The sequence below is a fragment of the Paenibacillus sp. GD4 genome (assembly GCF_030846225.1).
GTDB lineage: Bacteria > Bacillota > Bacilli > Paenibacillales > NBRC-103111 > Paenibacillus_G > Paenibacillus_G silviterrae.
This window is the reverse complement of the sequence record NZ_JAVCYK010000002.1, coordinates 1,791,923-1,811,673: the sequence shown is the minus strand read 5'-3', so window position 1 is coordinate 1,811,673 and position 19,751 is coordinate 1,791,923. Positions and strand designations below refer to the sequence as shown.

The 19,751-nt window shown below is 45.0% G+C and carries 12 protein-coding genes; 1 reads left to right on the top strand and 11 read right to left on the bottom strand.

Features of this window, described 5'->3' with window-relative positions; translation table 11 throughout:
• The first annotated feature begins 389 nt into the window (after positions 1–389).
• Positions 390–1,049: a Crp/Fnr family transcriptional regulator gene (locus RAC89_RS30700; protein WP_306617448.1), complete on the top strand. Its 660-nt coding sequence runs from the start codon at positions 390–392 to the stop codon at positions 1,047–1,049.
• A gap of 23 nt (positions 1,050–1,072) precedes the next feature.
• Here RAC89_RS30700 and RAC89_RS30695 read toward each other — a convergent pair whose 3' ends face one another.
• From RAC89_RS30695 to RAC89_RS30645, 11 genes are all read right to left on the bottom strand, one after another.
• Positions 1,073–2,509, bottom strand: coding sequence for a DHA2 family efflux MFS transporter permease subunit (locus tag RAC89_RS30695; protein WP_306617892.1), 1,437 nt, complete (start codon positions 2,507–2,509; stop codon positions 1,073–1,075).
• A 201-nt stretch (positions 2,510–2,710) separates the two neighbouring features.
• Positions 2,711–3,448: an SDR family NAD(P)-dependent oxidoreductase gene (locus RAC89_RS30690; protein ID WP_306617890.1), complete on the bottom strand. Its 738-nt coding sequence runs from the start codon at positions 3,446–3,448 to the stop codon at positions 2,711–2,713.
• 374 nt (positions 3,449–3,822) lie between these two features.
• A complete protein-coding gene (locus RAC89_RS30685) occupies positions 3,823–5,967 on the bottom strand; it encodes an alpha-glucuronidase family glycosyl hydrolase (RefSeq protein WP_373430119.1) in 2,145 nt (714 codons plus the stop codon).
• A gap of 25 nt (positions 5,968–5,992) precedes the next feature.
• Positions 5,993–8,185, bottom strand: coding sequence for a malate synthase G (locus RAC89_RS30680; RefSeq protein ID WP_306617446.1), 2,193 nt, complete (start codon positions 8,183–8,185; stop codon positions 5,993–5,995).
• A 165-nt stretch (positions 8,186–8,350) separates the two neighbouring features.
• Complete coding sequence (locus tag RAC89_RS30675; RefSeq protein ID WP_306617445.1) at positions 8,351–9,355, bottom strand: D-2-hydroxyacid dehydrogenase; 1,005 nt, start codon at positions 9,353–9,355, stop codon at positions 8,351–8,353.
• Between the two features lie 345 nt (positions 9,356–9,700).
• A complete protein-coding gene (locus RAC89_RS30670) occupies positions 9,701–11,305 on the bottom strand; it encodes a response regulator (RefSeq protein ID WP_306617444.1) in 1,605 nt (534 codons plus the stop codon).
• Complete coding sequence (locus tag RAC89_RS30665; protein WP_306617443.1) at positions 11,302–13,173, bottom strand: sensor histidine kinase; 1,872 nt, start codon at positions 13,171–13,173, stop codon at positions 11,302–11,304. The genes RAC89_RS30670 and RAC89_RS30665 overlap by 4 nt, the downstream gene beginning before the upstream one ends.
• An 18-nt stretch (positions 13,174–13,191) precedes the next feature.
• Positions 13,192–14,073 carry a carbohydrate ABC transporter permease gene (locus RAC89_RS30660; protein ID WP_373430093.1) on the bottom strand — a complete coding sequence of 294 codons (882 nt, stop codon included), beginning with the start codon at positions 14,071–14,073 and terminating at the stop codon, positions 13,192–13,194.
• Between the two features lie 14 nt (positions 14,074–14,087).
• On the bottom strand, positions 14,088–15,050 hold the full coding sequence (locus RAC89_RS30655) for an ABC transporter permease (RefSeq protein WP_306617442.1): 963 nt from the start codon (positions 15,048–15,050) through the stop codon (positions 14,088–14,090).
• Positions 15,051–15,474: 424 nt separating this feature from the next.
• Positions 15,475–17,778, bottom strand: a complete 2,304-nt coding sequence (locus RAC89_RS30650) for a glycoside hydrolase family 2 protein (protein WP_306617441.1) — start codon at positions 17,776–17,778, stop codon at positions 15,475–15,477.
• Between the two features lie 351 nt (positions 17,779–18,129).
• Positions 18,130–19,656: an ABC transporter substrate-binding protein gene (locus tag RAC89_RS30645; protein WP_306617440.1), complete on the bottom strand. Its 1,527-nt coding sequence runs from the start codon at positions 19,654–19,656 to the stop codon at positions 18,130–18,132.
• Positions 19,657–19,751: the final 95 nt, after the last annotated feature.

Here is a 19,751-nt window from a genome sequence, read left to right as displayed (position 1 = left end):
GACGTATCTTGCTACCATACACGATTTTTATGTAACAATAAGATGTAATCCCAAACTACACCATAAATGCTGCCTGTTAACGTGGAAAAGGCAGCCGATCGTCTTGACCGGCCGCCGTGTAGTCTTATTCAACTACCGTTCTCTTTGATTGCGTTCCAATATGCACTAATATTTTCAGCATTCAATGTACTTATGTACATCAGGAACAGCCCTGTAACTTAATGTACCCTGATTATTGTTCTAACGTTACCCGTTAACGTAATAGTGTTGAAATATCCATCGAAGTCGGACGCAAATAAGGGAACTCCCTGATATAGATGCCCCGATGTGAGAAAGATCACATCCGTTATATGATTAGTGTAACGAAATCACCTGAGGGGGAAACGACAATGGCAGCAGCGGCACAGCAAGTGAACGGAATTTTAGATATTATCTCGGAAGAAAGTTTCGATAAACTTAAGGGCATTATGTACATGAAAGAGATTGAGAAGGGTTCTTATCTTTTCTGGGAAGGGGAGCAGGCGGATAAGCTTTACTTTATCATGAACGGACAGGTTCGGACGACAAAAACAACGGACAGCGGGAAAAGCCTTACGATGTATTTGCATTTATCAGGCGACTTGATTGGACAAATGGACCCATTCAAGGATTCCGTTCACACGTTTAGCGCGGAAGCGATGAAAGACAGCAAAGTCGGCGTCATCCAGCGTAAAGACCTCGAGATTCTGCTTTGGCAACACGGGGATCTGGCGGTAGAGTTTATGAAGTGGATGGGGCTGATGCACCGCCAGACGCAAACCAAATTCCGCGATTTGATGATGTTCGGAAAAACCGGTGCCCTTTGCTCGCTGCTGATTCGATTAACTAACTCCTACGGGGTACATCGTAAGAACGAAATTTTCATCGATCTGAAAATCAATAATACGGAAATGGCAGATATGATCGGCGTCACAAGAGAAAGCGTCAACCGGATGCTGAGTGATCTTAAAAAGGATGACATCATCGGGTATGAGGACGGACATGTCGTTGGTCATTACCTTGTTAAATAGTAGTTATTCCTTATCCATACTTTTTACGACCGATGAGGTACAGGTTTTACGTCACCTACGCGCTCAGGTGAAGTCTCCGTACGTTTAATAAATAATGAGAGCAGCACCCCCACAATACCAATCCCTACAATGACAAGATATGCATCGTTAATACCTTGAATCGAGGCTTCCATCATCAAATGAGCTTGCGAAATATCCTTCATATCAACTCCAGAGGTCAACTCATTCAGATGAACTTTAGTCCGAGCAGTCATGATGGTTACTAGAAGCGAAGTCCCTATTGCTCCAGACACTTGCCTAATGGTGTTGGAAATAGCCGTCCCGTGGGCATGCAGAGATGACGGCAATTGGTTTAGACCGGCGGTTTGTACAGGCATCATCAGTAATGCCATTCCTATACGACGACCCGTACTCATGATGAGAAGAAACAAGTAGCTGGTCGAATCTGTTAGTTGAACAAAGCCTGCTGTAGTTATGATCGTAATGGACAATCCGATGATCGCCAGCCATTTCGCACCAAAGCGATCAAACCATTTTCCAGTCACAGGCATTAGAAAGCCCATAATAAGGGCACCCGGCAGAAGGAGAAAACCTGCTTCTAAAGCGGTAAAGCCACGTGCATTTTGAAGGTAAAGTGGAAGAAGGATCATATCCGCGTACATAACCATAGTGACAGCTATATTAATAACCGTTGTTAGGGAATACATGTTAAATTTGAATACGTTTAGATCCAATAGTGGACTTGCTGAGCTCAACTGCCTCCATATAAAAATCCCTAATGCTATGATCCCAACACTAATCGATACCAAGACCTCACCATTCGACCAGCCTTTGTTGCCCGCCAAACTGAAGCCATACAATAATGTGCCGAAGCCAATGGTGGATAAAATCACACTAAACGTATCTATCTTTAGCTTGATAGGTTCCGATACATTCTTTAGATAGATAAACCCCGCAATGACAACGATGGCGGCAAGTGGAATCATACCGTAGAATATAGCTTTCCATGAATAGGCTTCAAGAATGTAGCCAGCTATTGTTGGGCCAAGTGCTGGAGCGAAAATGACAGCGAAACCTACCATACCCATCGCTGCTCCTCTTTTTTCTTTTGGGTACATGGTCAAGACAACCTGAGTAAGCAGCGGCATGATCATTCCGGCACCCGCGGCCTGAATCAAGCGTCCAGTTAGAAGCACAGGAAAGACTGCCGCAAAGGCGCTTATGACTGTGCCGGCTAGAAAGATACTCATGGATGTCAAGAATAGCTGCCTGGTAGTAAACCGCCGCATGAGATAGGCTGTAATCGGGATCAATATTCCATTAACCAGCATATACCCTGTAGTCAGCCATTGGGCCGTTGCAGCAGAAATAGTAAAGGCATTCATTAGCTTTGGAATGGCTACACTCATAATGGTTTGATTTAGTGTGGACAGGAAGGCGCCCAGAATCAAAATAAGCATAATGGTGCCTTTTTGTACGGTAAGTCCCTTCGTAGCTTGTTCGTGATTCAACTTTGACCCCTCCTTTCAACTAACAAGTTAGATAATAAAGCGAAGGAAGGCACCTACCCTTCCTTCGCTCCTAATAGTGGCAGAACTCTTATTGGACCTCACCTGTTCCAGCGATTGAGTCCCTGGATTTTTCATCAATTTGCTGGGATATTACTTTGCCGTAGTGCCTCCATCGATGACCAGCTCCGTACCCGTGACATATGACGACTCGTCTGATGCCAAATACAACACGCCATAAGCAATGTCTTCCCCTGTACCGAAACGAGGCAGTGGAGTTCTCTCCTCAAAATGCTTCTTCATCTGTTCATGATGAAGAATCCCTTCCGTCATAGGGGTAATAATCAGGCCAGGGTAAACGGAATTTACGCGGATGTTATCTCTTGCGTAATCCACAGCAGCCGCTCGAGAAATGGCTCGAATCCCGCCCTTGGAGGCAGCATATCCGTTAAAACCACCTCCGACAAGGCCCGCAAGGGAAGCAATGTTCACAATGGATCCTCCCCCGGCTTCTTTCATGATTGGAATTACGTGCTTCATCCCTATATAGCTTCCCGTTAAATTAACGCTTAGGACACGATTCCATTCTTCGATTGTATCTGTTTTGTTACCAATACCTGCACTATTTACAAGTACATTAACAGTACCAAACGTTGCAACGGCCTTCTTCATAACGGAATCCCAATCTTCTTCTGCCGCAACATTATGCGAAAGGCCAATCGCTACACCATGATTGGATACGATCTCTTCGACTGTAGCGTTCAATTTGTCCGTCTGAACGTCCGTTAATACTACTTTAGCACCTTCCTTTGCCAAATGGATTGCACATGCCCTCCCTATACCACTTGCAGCTCCAGTAACTACTACAATTTTCCCATGCACTCGTCCCATAATTTTCTCCCTTTTGTTGATCATGTTAATTTACTACTTAATAATAAACATCGGGCCGTACCAGGGACTACCATTATGACGACTTAAGGTTTAGCGCTTTTACGACTTCTATCCTATAAGCAAGAAGCCAAAAAAGAACAAGCTGACTCCGTGAGGGCTTATGATACCCGCGGATTTCAACTCGACTGAAGTGTTGATTTCCGCTTTCGTAACCTTATTAATTTCTTCTTGAGTAAATGGGATAACCTTATCAACTACTCCTCTTACAGGTAATGAAAGTGAGATTTTATACGGTTTTTTCGTTGAATTTTCCATCACATTACCGGAAATTTCCGCGCCTTAAAATCTTGGGTAGTAGTTAACGTTCTCACTATCTAATGAGCACTTTCAATACGATTCCCTTCGGCAAACTCGATATCCTCAGCAAGATTTGGGCGGAAGAGTTCCCAAGTAAACGGCGTTTTGCCCAAATGCATTAAGGGCTGTTCGACATAATGAGATTTCGTGACCGCAATCAAGTTTTCCCAATGGCCAGCTGCATGCGGCGCTTTTAACCACTCAACTGCTTTGCGCCTTTCCGCTTCATCTCCGGTTCTTAGATACGTTTCAAAGCAAACGCCCGAACGCAGCTTATCCGAGAAGTAGAGACTCAGATGAGCCCACGCCTCGACATCGGCCTTCTCGCAATCAAGCGTCGTTGGAGCAGTACGCGGGATGGAGTCCAGCAACGCTAGGGCTTCCCTAGCATTCACCTCCAGCTTAGCGGCAGCTTGAAGCGGAGTGATAAACCCGTCCATGGTCTGACCTGTCAAAACCCGATCCACGTATGCTTTGATCGACAAATACGTCGGATCAGATGTAGGATTCGCAAGAAGATCCTGTAAGGAAATAAACGCCTTGCCCCCGTTATATTCGGATTTGTCAGTGGAGATAAATCCTTCTGCGTAAAGCGTAAAATCCCATGTAAACCTGATGAACGAAGCCAGCGTCCTCGGCATTTCACAAACAAGTGAATACGCCTTTAATAAGGACTCGCCTGCCTGTTTGCCATAGCGACAGCCCAAAGCCGACGTGAACACACTATCAGGCGTCGCAGGATCATACAGCAATCTTCCCCATAACATATAATACAGCCAATGCTTCTCGAAGGCATAGGTCCAAGTCACATGCGGACATCCTGAGGCATGGGAATAATCCTTGCCAGGGATAAAGCACTCTGAGCCGATATAATAGCCTCCCACATAATCTTGCCCGTTGATGGCGATATGTTCCCGGATAAATTCAGGCTGCGCCCAACGAAGTGTAAAGAAGTCCTCGTTTCGAACCATCCAGGTAATTTTGTGTTTTTCCGGGGGAGGATTCCAGTACCCCTCCATACCATTGGAGCCCCCATGCGTTAACAGAAGCCTAGGGGAAGAATACGCGTGTGACCAATTGAATTTGACTTCCACCCAAACAGGCTCTGGTATAAATTCTTGGCTATCGATCACTTTCCTCGCGATGGCGGGATCAACCGAAAAAGGCGCTCGATGAATTAATTTAACCGGCCGGTTGGCCCGCTTTATCCCCTCGTAATACACTTCATGGATCCAATCCTGCTGCTCCTGGGGGGACATACCCTTCATACGTTCACCCGCCGATATGCCGATCCCAGTAAGATCGGGATACTCTTCCATGAGTTGCGTTACGCACTCGCGCGTATATCTTTTAATTTGCTCGCTGGAATAGAAATCACCGTGATGATACTGCTGATCATCAATTGCCTCAGGTTCATAGTGGTCTTTGAAAGCCTCCGATACAAAAATATTCCAATTCACCAAATACGTTTCGATCCCACGTTCTTTGGCCATCCGAAACAGTGATGTCCAATACTCCCTCCACCCCCCTAACTCTTCATCTGAAAAAGGCGTGGCTTTAGGAAAATTCTTCGAACGAAACATAAAGGGATATGGATGTAAATTCCAAAGTGTTAATGCGTTGTAGCGGTTTTCCGCCATCATGTCTAAAAACCTTTGCCAGAATGCAAGGTCGCGAACGGTGTCCACCTGATTAGTAAAGCATTCATTCTTCCGGTAGCTGGACCAGGGTAGATTGAATTTGATCGCTCGAAAAGGAAATCGTGCGTTCCTTACACTATTCGAAACGCGCTCAATTCCTTCGTGGAGCCGAAGCTGTTCAGCCAGTTCCAGTGCTCCGTACATCGCTCCTGATTCATCTAATGCCATGACGAACAGCGTCGATTTCCCTTGGTATAGCGACCGATAGATTTCAAAGCCCTCTGGCCCCAGGGTACCATTTGGCTTTATTCCATCGAATGTGGCGGCTTCGTCGGCACCTGTAACGATAATGATGTCTGCATTCGCTGCGGCTTGCTCTAGCTGTATATATTCTGCGATTTCCCCGGTCCTCTCAATCGCCTCTTTCAACTTCCCGACCGCGAAGATCAACTGCGGAGAATTTTCCCCAAACGCTATGACAATGGGCATCTCTGAAAACCTCCTTCTATTATTGGGCCGTATCTACCAACAAATTATTATTGCTCTATTAATCAAAAATGGCTTCTTGGAATTTTCTCATAGCTTTGAATTGCTTGCGTCTACGGTGAAGAATCGGCTCGGTATAGCCGCTTGGCTGGTTGTAGCCCTCGAGGACCAGCTCGCAGGCCGCTTGAAACGCTACAGAACGGTCGTAATCCTCAGACATCGGCCGGTACGCCGGGTCGGCTGCGTTCTGCTCATCAACGACTTTAGCCATACGCTTCATCGTTTCCATGATTTGCTCCCTATTGCAAATTCCGTGATGCAGCCAATTCGCCATGTGCTGGCTGGAAATACGCAGCGTGGCCCGATCCTCCATCAGTCCAACATTACTGATATCAGGCACTTTGGAGCATCCGATGCCCTGATCTACCCAGCGAACGACATAGCCAAGGATGCTTTGAGCGTTGTTGTCCAGCTCCTGTGCGATCTCTTCGGGCGTCCAATTGCAGCTCTTTTCTAGCGGAATATCCAATATGTCATCCCTGTAGTCTCGGTTGTTGTACTTCAATTTATTTTGCACCGCTCTTACATCGATTTGATGATAGTGTAGCGCATGCAGCGTAGCCGCTGTTGGGGATGGCACCCATGCCGTATTGCATCCGGCCTCCAGCTGAACAAACTTCGTCTTCAACATTTCCTTCATTCGATCAGGCATCGCCCACATTCCCTTGCCGATCTGGGCGCGGCCTTGCAACCCACAGGCCAGACCGATGGCTACATTGGATTGCTCGTAGCCCTGCAGCCATTTCGCCGACTTCATGCTGTTCTTACGGATCATCGGGCCTGCTTCCATGGATGTATGAATCTCGTCCCCTGTTCTGTCAAGGAAACCGGTATTAATAAATACGATTCGATCCTTCACTTCGCGAATGCAGGCTTTCAAATTAAGCGAAGTACGCCGCTCTTCGTCCATCACCCCGATCTTCACGGTATGTCGCTCCAAGCCAAGCATGTCTTCCACCCGGTCAAACAGCTCGCCTGCGAAAGCAACCTCGGTTGATCCATGCATTTTCGGCTTCACGATGTAGATCGAGCCCTTGGAAGAATTGGTATAATCGCTATTCTTCAACAGATCATGCTTGGCAATAAGGCTCGTCATCACCGCATCCAGGATGCCTTCCGGCATTTCCTCACCGTTGGCATCCAACACGGCATCAATGGTCATTAGATGTCCGACATTGCGAACAAACAGCAACGAACGCCCGCGCAGGCTGAGCTCTTCTCCAGATGGCGACGAGTATTTACGATCCGGCTGGAGCGTTCGGGTGATCGACTGCCTGCCTTTCGTGAAGGTTGCGGACAAGGTTCCTTTCATGAGTCCCAGCCAATTGCGGTAGACCAGCACCTTATCTTCGGCATCTACTGCCGCAACCGAATCTTCGCAGTCCAGGATCGTCGTAAGCGCCGATTCCATCAGGACATCCTTAATTCCCGCTGTATCTGATTTCCCGATCGGGTGATTGCGGTCGATTTGGATTTCAAAATGCAATCCGTTATTGATAAACAGGATCGCGCTCGGAGCTTCCGGTTGTCCCTGATAACCTACCAGCTTGGAGACTTCCTTCATTCCCGCTTTCTCGCCGCTGCTAAGCGTTACAAATAGTGCTCCTTCATCAATCGTATATGCAGCAGCGTCAACATGCGAGCCTTCCGTTAGCGGCAGCACTTGATCCAGGAACGCTCTAACATACGCGATCACCTTTCCACCGCGAACGGGGTTATAGGCAGCAGTGATTTGCGCTCCACCCTCATCATCCGTCGCATCGGTCCCGTACAAAGCATCGTACAGGCTTCCCCAGCGAGCATTAGCTGCGTTCAGCGCGTAGCGGGCATTATTGACCGGCACGACAAGCTGCGGGCCGGCTTGCTGTGCAATTTCATCGTCCACATTCCAGGTAGTTACTTGAACATCTGCCGCTTCCGGCTCCAAATACCCGATTTCCTGCAAAAACGACTTGTATTCGCTAAAATCGAAGTTTTCCCGGTTTTGCCGATGCCAATCGTTGATTAATTTTTGCAGCTCATTTCGCTTTGCTAGCAGCGCTTTATTTTTAGGCACCAAATCAGAGATCAGTCGTTCGAAATCTGACCAAAACTGTCCTTCCACTACCATGGTTCCAGGCAATGCTTCCGAGTTCACAAACCGATAAAGCTCGACTGCAACCTGAAGATTGCCTACCTTGACGTATTGTTCCATCGTAAAATTCCTCCCAATCGAGTTCTATTCCTTGGACTAGCTATATTTTTCTTCACTTTCTACACACTGCGGAGGTTTCGGAAAAATCTTGTCCGCTCCCATCAGGAAACACAACGATCGGAGCCTTGAGCAGATATTGTTAGTCTCTAGTTACATTGCGAGTCGCTACATTCTTTGAGCATGTAAGTCCGGCGTATATACATCACTCGGACGCAATTGATTTTGCAGCGGCTCCCCTGCGCGATATCGTCTTATATTCTCTTTGATGATATCTATAGAGCGGCCAATACGATCGGGTACCTGAGGCGTAGTATGCGGTGTAATCAATGTATTTGGTGCATCCCACAATGGGCTATCCGCAGGTAGCGGTTCTTTCGTGAATGTGTCTAGGCCGGCTCCACCTATCTGTCCCGCATACAGCGCCTCCGTCAATGCTTCTTCATCAATTACCGCTCCGCGGGCCATATTAACTAGGTAAGCAGAGGGCTTCATAAGTGAGAGCTCCCGTCGGCCAATCATGTGGTGAGTTGCATTGCTCAGCGGCAGAGCCAACACGACGAAATCGCTATTCACAAGCAATTCATCAATTGTATCCCCGTCTTCACCGCAATATTGCAAATCGACTCCCGGGGGCGTTGGAGCGCTGCTTCTGCGATACCCTAGAACATTCATACCCATCGCCTTCGCACGCACGGCCAGCTCGCTGCCGGTATGTCCCAAACCTATGATCCCAACCGTACGTCCATACAATCCGCGCAGGTCGTGCTGTCCGGGTACCCCCCAGCGGTGGGACTGCTGAGCTTCAAGAAACTTCGGGTATTGGTATGCCAAGGCCAGCATGAAAAACATCGCGTGCTCCGCAAGCGCCGGGGCCGACCGCCCCGCCGAGCTCGTTACAAGTAATCCACGCTCGAATATCTCCGGCCAGGCACATTTGTTTAATCCGGCTTGATCACAGTGGATCCATTTAAGCAACGGAGCCTGTAAGAATCGCTCATCTAGATCTCCTAAGAGCACAGCCACATCGGCGGTTTTAAGCCCCTCTTGTATGCCTTCGTGATCGTCTCTATGAAAGCGAGTGACGGTGGCCGGAGCAAAAGCTTCGGCTAATTTCTTGAAATTTTTCTCATCATAGTAAACGGTAGTAAGGACGGAACGAATTTCATTCATCTTTATATCCTCCTTAGGCTTTGGGTTACGAGATGACGTACGACGACAACGGTGCAGTGAATATTTCGAATCGGCAGCTTTGTATAGAATACCGTACTCCCAATCATTTATTGCATTGGAGATATCTATATATGTACATCGTAACGAACTCCTTCACTCTCATCTAACATTTTGACGACTTTATATGTAACGTTTTTACGACTTCATGCTTTTAATCCATTTGAAAGGGCCGGGTATCCAAAAAAAAGAGACGTCCCAAAAGTAGTTTAAAATCCACTTGAGGGTACTGCCTCTTTTGCAGCTCTGCATTTTTCTTGATAAATGGCCAGGTAAGGTTCATTTTTGTCAGCTGCGTTTTCCGAACTGATTTCTGTATTCTGTAGGACCTACTCCGGCATATTTCTTGAATATTTTTGTAAAATGGGAGAAGTTGGTGTGGCCTACGGCGGAAGCAATGGAGCTTATAGGAACATTAGTTTGAGATAAAAGCTCCTTCGCTAGCTTAATTCTCTCATACAAAACATACTCCGATATCGTATATCCCGTTTCCTTCTTGAATATTCTTGACAAATAGTCAGGATTCAGAAAAGCCTGCTCCGCAATCGTTTCCCTTGATAAATCCTGGTCAATGTTCAAAGAGATATATTTCTTGACCGATTGAATGACCGTATCCGTCTCTTTAACCACCTCGGTTTGGTACATCGCCTTTCCCAGGGAATGCTGCACCCAAGCAAGCATGTTGGAAACAGAATGTCCCGCGGCTTCCAACATCGATCTGGATTCTTCATCACCGAACAACTGATGTGCTTGAATCCCTTTAATATTTAAAAATGAATACAGCACTTGCATAAAGTCTTGGTGAAATTGGTGCAATATCTTGGCATCCATTTCTTGTTTAGACACTAGATCACCAAGATATTTTTCTATCTCCTGTAAGACGGCGTCCTTCGTTCCCGACTTGAGAAGGCTGGAAACCACACTTAGTGCCGGTAGTTGAGCAGGTTGTTCCGCTAGCTCCTGATAGTCATACGGGAACACTTGGTTCAGAAATGCAACATTGTTCCGATCACGGGTTCTTAGCTTCGCTACCATTCCCGCCATCTCATGCACTTGAACGGTTCCACCGACAAAGCAGGATAAATCACAATAAAAATAACGATTGCAGGCATGTAGATATTGACTATAGACCTCCATTTGCTCACCGCATTCCGAGACCGCTTCCTTATCTCCGTGAAGAATGACCAGCAGAATTCCACGATCAAGCTGAAAGCAAATGCCATTGCCATGGTTGCTAATGATCATCTCTTCCGCACAATTCTTGAGAGCATATTCCAATATTCTTTCATCCCTGCGCTTCAACGCTTTCTTCCAGTGTTGGACAGAGATCAAGACGGGAACAAAATAAGAGTCGTCTGTGATCGGTATATGGTGCCTATCGATGTGTTCGTAAATTGCGGCCGGCTGACTCGGGATGGAGTGGTTGATCAAATCAAGCCAGAATCGCTCTATGATAAAGGAATGGTGTTTCATCCATAATTGATGGGAGATTCTGTTCCTGTTCGCTTCGGAATTTCGGTCAATGACGCTTTGCGCTTTCCTTATGGCCTGCTCTAGATCTTGAACCATTACAGGCTTCATCAAATAATCGAGACTTCCCAACTGCAATGCTTCCTTGGCATATTTGAAATCGGCATGACTGGTTAGAAAGATCGTCGCTGTATTGGGATGATGACCCCTTACCCAGGCTAACAGATCCAGACCGCTGCCTTGTGGCATCTCAATGTCACAAAGCATAATATCGATGCTCTCCCTTTCGAATATTTCTTTAGCCTGCCTGATATTATAAGCCGTAAACAAACCTGAAATACCTAGCTTGTTAAGATTCAAATCTGCTTTCACACCCTCTATGGCATGAATTTCGTCGTCAACAAGAAGCAATCGATAAGTCATGTTTCTTCCTCCTTCGACGGGTCTGCAGGCAAAATGATTGCTACAGTGGCTCCACCGCTTCCTAGTTCGTCGTTGAAGTATTGTATCGTTACATTGTCCCCGTACATAAGTCTCAAGCGTCGCTCTACGTTCCAAATCCCCGTTTGCTCTCCCAGTTCATTCTGAACACTTCTGCCTGCCTTCAGTTCTCGCAGTACCTGTTCACTGAAGCCGGACCCGGTATCTTTTATGCATATTTTTATTTGGGAATCCGTCTCTTCATCCAGAAAATCAATTTCTACAGAAATATGGGTGGGCTCATCCATAGTCACCGCATATTTAATTGAATTCTCAACAAAGGATTGAATGATAAGAGGCGGAATGGGAGTATCCGTTACATACTCAGGAGCATCGATGGTCCAGGTTAATTGACCATGGAATCGCAAGCTCTGGATTTTAAGATAATTGCGGGTATGCTCAAGCTCGTCCTTCAGTTTCACTAAAGAAGTATTACTTCGGAACATAAATCGGAAATAATGAATCAAGGACATGGTCATTTCCAGTACAAGCTCGTAATTCTTAACTTTGGCAAGATTATAAACAATGTTCAAAGTATTTAGGAAAAAATGGGGGTTCGCCTGCAGCTGTAAACGCTGGAGCTCCTCCCTTTGCTTATTTAGCTGTTCCTCGTAGACATTAATGCGAAGCCTTTCGATCTCCGACATCATAGAATTGAAAGCTTCTCCAAGCAGCATAAATTCATCGGAGGTTTTTTCTAACACGACCCTGCTGCTCCAGTCGCCTTCGCGGACCTTCTTCATCGTGAGAAGCACTTTAAAAAAAGGCACCAATAGCGTCTGTTTCATCGAGTACAGGCCAATTGGTATAAAAAGAATGGATGCGACTGTAATAAACCAGACAATCGATTGAAGATAGGGCAGCTTTGCCAATATATAATCATCAGGGATAAGAGCTACAAGATTGAATTCCCCTCTCTTGGAAGAGGCGCCTGAGACGAGAAATTTCTCGGTTGATCCTGACAAATAATAATCATTATGGTTTGAATGCAGCTCAATTTCATATTCATCAACGATGTTCGCAGCAGTGATCGGCTTCCCTTGGTTATTCGATAACAGCACAGCCCCCCCCTCCCCTATTTGAAGGGTGCTAAGAGGTTTGAGCAGATGGTTCGTCTTAACCCATGCACCCACATAAACGTTATTGGCCTGCACATACGTGAATAGGAAGTTATCTTGGCCGATTTGGGTATAAATCCATCTTTTCGAAGCGCTTCCTTTGGGAATGGGGCGGGAATGAATCATATCAATCATCTGGTGCTCAATGCTATCCATTTCCTCAAGTGCGAAATCATTGTTTCTGGTAACACTCATATACTCCTGCCGATTATCGACATAAACAAAAAAAGAATTGATTGTGTTGTGCAAGGAAATATCCTTGTTGAGCTTATTAAACAAATACACCTTCGCGCTGTAATAATCCGTATCTGTTGCAGCCGTTCCCAGCGATATCACGTCATATCCAGAGTCTATCAATGTACGAATGTAAGCATCCGCATCGTTCAAACCGTCATCAATTTGGCCCATGTATAGTTTCAAAAGGTTTTCATAGGACTCGGCTACTTGTCCACGGACCGTATGGATGGCATAAAAGTTGTTATACAATAGCATGCCGACAAGCGGAAGCGTCATGAGTAATACACTTGATATTAACTTAAATCGCAAGGACTTATGCCGCCAATTTCTTATACGAAAGTTCATGGCATCTGCTCCTTTGGGCTCTTCATGGTTGTATGCTTTCATCATACACGAAATGAAAGCGCAAGCGCCACAACTATTATCGTACAGTTGTGGCGCTCCCGGATTTATCATTTGCTTTGATTCATTGGCTTACCCCTTTACGGCACCAATCATAATCCCTTTAATAAAATACTTCTGGAAGAATGGATACGCCACAAGAATAGGCAGCACTCCGATTACGGCTATGGCCATCTTGACCGAATCGCTAGGCATTTGCTCTAAAGCGTCGCCTGCATCTGAGCTCATATTCGTATGAATAAAATCAATGTCCTGCATGATCCGGTTCAAAAGATTTTGGATACTGAAAAGTTTAGGATCCGTTATATAGATCATCCCTAACTGCCAGTCGTTCCAATACAATATTGAGGAAAACAAACCGATTGTCGCTAGAATTGGTGTTGAAAGCGGAAGTACGATCGACCATAAAGTCCGGAACTCGCCTGCCCCATCGAGCTGCGCGGATTCAAGCAATGCAGCGGGAATGGTCGTCTGGAAGAATGTCCTCATCAGCATGATATAGAACCCATTCATCAACATGGGCAGGATTAACGCCCATATCGTATTCTTGATGTGGAAGAGCTGCGTAAATACCAGGTACGTAGGCACAAGGCCTCCGTGGAATAGCATGGTGAAGAAGACGATAAACATAATCAGATTGCGGTGCGGTGTCACGCTCCGGGACAGCGGATAGGCCAGCAATGTCGACATAGACAAACCAACAACCGTACCGACAACAGTGACGAATATCGTTACCCCGTAGGCGCGGACGATGTCCGAACCCCTTTCAAGCAGATACGTATAAGCGGCCGTGCTGAATGTTTCGGGGATGAATGAGTACCCATGTGCAATGATGGATTCCTGCGATGTCAGCGATGCAGAGATGAGCAGGACGAAGGGCAGCAGACAAAGCACTGCGAATAGGAGCATCGAAATATTACTAAACCATGATAGGGCGTTACTTTCATTTTTCAATTTGATTCCCCCCCTTAGAACAATGCGTTGTCTTTGTTGTAGAGCCTTACTGAATAGTTCGCCACTAATACGAGCAAGAAGCCGACAATAGATTGGTATACGCCCGCGGCGGTGGACATTCCAATGTCTCCGCTGCCCATCAGACCTCTGAATACATAAGTATCGATTGTAGCGGTCGTGTTGAATAGTGCCCCTGAATTCATCGGAATCTGGTAGAACAGTCCGAAGTCTGAATAGAAGATTCGTCCAACGGCGAGCAAGGTTAACATGATAATGACCGGCGTCAGAATCGGTAACGTAATATGGAAAATCTGCTTCAGACGGCTCGCTCCGTCGAGCCTTGCCGCTTCATAGTATTCCTCATCGATCCCCAGCAGCGCAGCGAAGAACACGATGCTCGAATAACCAACGTCTTTCCAAAAATGCACCACGGTGAGGATAACAGGCCAATATTTATCTTCGCTGTACCACGAAATGTCACTTATCCCTAACCACGGGAGCACCTTATTGTTCATGAACCCCGTTTCCGGACTGAGCACGGCGTATACTAGGTAACTAACAATGACCATGGATATAAGATGCGGCAGCGTAATGATGCTTTGATAAGCCTTTGCTAAGACTTTGTTCTTGATCTCATTCAGCAGGATCGCGCAGGCCAAGGATAATACGGTACCAACCGCGATAAAAACCAAATTATAGAGGATCGTATTTCGCGTAATGATGAATGCATCGGTGGTCTTGAATAGGTATTCAAAATTGGCAAGTCCGACCCATTCGCTGGCCAGAAAGCCTTTAGCGAAATTCACTTTCTTGAAGGCGATAACAATACCTATCATGGGAAGATACTTGGTGAGAAGCAAATAGAGGAGTCCCGGTATCATCATGATCAGAAGCGGTGCATGTACGAGATATTTGCTTTTCTTTTTCTTGCTTTTAACTCCGGCCTGCACTGCGGCTGCCGTTGCGGTTTGCTCCATATGGAAATCCTCCTAGTCATCGTGCTTGTTTTCCTTAACCTTATCTAAAGAGATAAGACCCGTGGCCAATGAATCACATAACGATCTTCCCTTACATTTCTTTCCTTCCAATGCGAGTTAAGATGATCCCTCCCATAAGCTTGGTAAGTAATTATAACTGCTGACCTTAGTTACATAATAAATGAATACGAAAAAGCCGACTAACGTTTTGGCGACTAATAGAATATAACTTTTACGACTTTTATGACGCTTTTACACATGAGAATAAAAGCCCCTCCATTGCGCTTCTACGTCGTCTGGAAAGAGCTTCGACTTGCTTTGAAAGCAGCAAAAATAGCATCATTAAGCCGATTACAGCGGCTTTCATGATGCTGACCAGACGATATTGGGAGATGGGGCAACCCCATCCCCTCTAACCTTGCATTTAGGATTTCTTTATCTTGGTTAATTTCTCATTCAGCTTATACATCAATTTATCATGGTAAACATCTTTCGCAATTTTTGATACCTGATTAATTGTCATATTTCGTTTCATATTAAACATAGGGTGCTCATCATAAGCACCAAGAAACTCTCTTAACACCGCATGGGCTTCTTTATTATCTTTAAGTTCTCCGAAGCTGCACCTTGTCGAATACACATCATCCGTAATGTGGATTTCCTTGATCTCAACATCACTGAAATCAGGCATTGTGAACCAATTAGCTACCGCCTGCCCTACACCACCGTCTGGGCATTCATAGCTTTGATTAGGTTCAGCCACTTTATTGAACACAGCAATATCCTCTAGCAGACCACTTGTCTCACGGCTCACTGCTTTGACAATATTTGTTCCTTCTTGCAATTGCACATTTTTGAAAATAAAGACTTTATCATCACTCGTTTGAGATTCCAGCTCATGGCCGTTCACATAAAGGGTGACATCATGACAGTTGGAATAAATCTTTACAGTAATGGTTTCCTCTGGTCTATCGACAAAACGCTTGCTAGTAATATGTACAAACTTCTCATCACTCCAATGAGCTTTATACATATAAAAGGCGTCCTTTTTTATCTTTCTGTCGTAGGTCACCAAACCTTTGTTATTCCTGCCCTTGACTCCACCTTCATCTCGAACATTGGCTCCGAAATCGAACATATTCCAGACATAGGTTCCCATTAAGAACGTTTTCTGCTCAAATATTTTCCATAGCTTTTCGTGAAATAGAGCGTGGTACTCTTCCGTGTAGTCCTTTACTTGTGGCGTGTTGCTGTGATATTGTACGATTCCCTCCGCACCGTATTCCGATATGCAGAGGCTAACACCAGGATTGGTATGATGAAACTCATCAATCCATTCGGAAAAATATTCAGGTGTACCTCCATACCAGCCATAGTACTTATTATATCCTACGATATCGGAAATATAGTTGTATTGATCATCAATATCGACGAATGATGTATGAGCCATAGTTGTTAAGCGGGTTGGGTCTTCTTTTTTAGTTAGTTCATTCAGCTCCTTAACCAGTCTTCTCGCTTCGGGTCTTTCCCCGCCAATTTGGATTTCATTCTGTACGCCCCAGAGCATAATCGATGGATGGTTATAGTTTTGCTTAATTAACTCCAACATTTGTTGTTTGGCGTTGATCCCTTCCAGCTCAAATTGGGACATCTGCGAAATGAACGGGATTTCAGCCCAAACAATCATGCCCTCCCGATCACACAAATCGTAGAAAAATTGATCATGCTGGTAGTGAGCAAGTCTGATCGAATTGGCTCCAACCTCTTTGATTAGCTCCATATCTCTTATCTGCTCTTTTTCGGTAATAGCCCAGCCTAAATCTTTACTGTCCTGATGTCTCGCCACACCTTTTACCAACACGCGTTCTCCATTCAAGAAAAAGCCTCTTTCGGAGTCAACTGAAAAATATCTAACCCCAAATGGAATCGAAAGCTCATCAATCGTATCATTAAAGCTTTGAAGTGATATCTTCGCTTCATATAAGTAAGGATTTTGGGGCCCATTCCAAAGAGTTGGTGCTTCAATCATCGCAGGTAGTTCTACCTCCGTCGTTCCACCTGCGGACACAATCACCTCTTTTGCACGATAAGTCGTTAAACGGCCTGCAGCGTCAAAGATTTCAAGCCAAACCCTCGCTTTGAAGTCCTCTTCATTTGTATTGGTTACTCTCGCTTTGATATTAAGTGAAGCTTTTTCTTCATTTACTTCCTCTTGTACGATATAAACCCCTTTTGAGCCATAGTCCAGAAGATCAAAATGCACATGATTTACAATAACCAAATTCACATCTCGGTAAATACCGCCGAAGAAGGTGAAGTCAGCTTTTTGAGGGTAAACATCGTCGACAACTGTATTATCAACTTTAACTGCTAATAGATTTGTTTTACCAAACTCTACTACTTCGGTAATATCGAACCTAAAGGTAGAATATCCCCCTTTGTGCTGTCCCATATGTTTACCGTTTACATAAACATCAGTAATGCTGTTTGAACCATTAAACTCAATATATACTTTGTCTCCTTGTGCTAAACTATCAACCATAAATTCTTTTCTATACCAGCAGGCACCCGTATAATAGTGAAATCCATTGGTACCATCGATTGCGTTCCAAGTGTGGGGTAAATGAATGTTCTCCCAGCTCTCATCATTGTAAGACTTATGTAAAGCTTGTATTTCGTCTTGCTTTGTAAATTTCCATCCACTATTTATATTTATAATGTTCCTCACTAGAAATTACCTCCTATATATTGACTCTCCCATTACCTATCCTTCATCAACGCACGCTCTTGCACTGCCTACTACGATATTGCAACCTTAGTTTGCTGGATCCCCCCCATCGGTTCATTCATACAAATTCATTGTAAACTTAAGAACTCAAACTGGACTACCAATATGCCGACCATATGAATAGCACTTTACCGACTTCATCCACTGTATTTGCTTACGAGCAAACTAACGACAAGTATGGCATGATCAACCTTTCGGGGAACGGCGAATATCTTCGTTCATTTTTTCACATGTTTCTGCTCTTGGAGCATATAGAAACGGCCGGGTTATGAGTAGACCCGGCCGGCAATATTACTTTTTATTTGCAGCTGCCCATGCGTCCAATTGCTTTTGTTTCTCAGCAATCACTTTATCGATCCCCGCTGCTTTTAGTTTGCTTCTAAACTCCGGAAGTTTTTCGGCCGGATCAATCGTGCCTGTTTCCAAAGCTCGTTTATACTGCGATATCACGTTGTTCAAGGAGGTAACTTCGTTCTTGACCGGCTCCGAATTAAAGGTGAAGCCTAGCGCCTTTGATTTTATTACCTTTTTATTCGACTCTTGCGTTAACTTCCATCTATCGGCCAGACTTGTTTTGTGAAGATAAGTAATGAATCCATTGCCTATCAGCCACTCCACATTCGAATAGCCAACCGTCTTAGCGTCTATACCAGGTGGGAAGTCTACAGTGTTGTCTGCTCCCAGTACATAGTGTTTTCCCTCGACCCCCCACAGGAGCAGATTGGAAATTCTTGGATCGGTGTACATCAGATTTAAGAACAACATCGTTCTTTGCGGATTCGTGGAATTGGCTGAAATGGTCCATAGACCTGAGAGAACATCGCTGGATGTTGCATAGGCGTTTGGAATCAGCGGTACAAACACCATTTCTTTTCCAATCAAACGACTTTCAGCTTCTAAAGCTCCGATTCTATTCGAAAATAAAAATGAAAATGCTTTATCTGCTTTTACAAGCTCACGGCTGTTTATCTGAACTGTAGCGGCGTCCTTGTTAATGTAGCCTGCCTTAAACCAAGAATTAAACTTTTTCAAAAGATCCTCGTATTCATTGGTTTCATAATAGTTGACGACCTTCAGGTTGTTATCAAACCCAGGAAGGACTCCAAACCGGTCTCCCAGCTTATCATAAGTAAAATACTGCTCGGACGCTGTGGCGATACCTACCCCAAGTGGGGTTATCGTAGGTTCATTATCCTTTATCGTCTTGAACACTCTATCCAAATCGTTTATGTTCTTGATGGAAGTCACATCTATTTTATACTTATCCACCAAATCTTTTCTCATAGCAATCCCGGGAGTCCCCGTTGAATAATCCTTCAAAGGAGGCACGCCATAGATTTTCCCATTAATTTTAGCACTATTCAGGTAATCAGCATCGAACAGCGATTTCACATCTTTACCTTCCTTGTCTAACAAGCTGTCGAGCGCAATCACTTTTCCCGCTGCAACATCGTTCTGATAGGTGCTGCCTATTGCGATATACGTATCCAGCTTCTCTCCGCTGGAGCTCATCAGATTCATCTGTTGCTGCCAGGCACCGATACTAATCGGAAGAATTTTGACTGTTGTGTTAATCTTCTCTTTCGTGATTTTGTTGATCTCGTCCTGAACCAATTGCATATCTTTAGGGATAGCTCCGAGCGCCGGCATAGCCATAGTAACTTCAAAGGCATCTTTCGTTGCATTATTCGCAGTCTGCCCGTCGGAAGGGGCTCCGGAATCACTACCTCCCTTCCCTGTTGACGCGCACGAGGCTAATAGTCCTGTTATCAATACAGAGGCAAGAGATAATCGGATGAATTTTGTTTTCTCTGACATTTTGTTCTCCCCTAGAAATAATTTTCTCTTACGTAGTAATCATATCAACTCCGCTAATGGGGCAACTAACACTTTGCCGACTTTTTTAATAATGA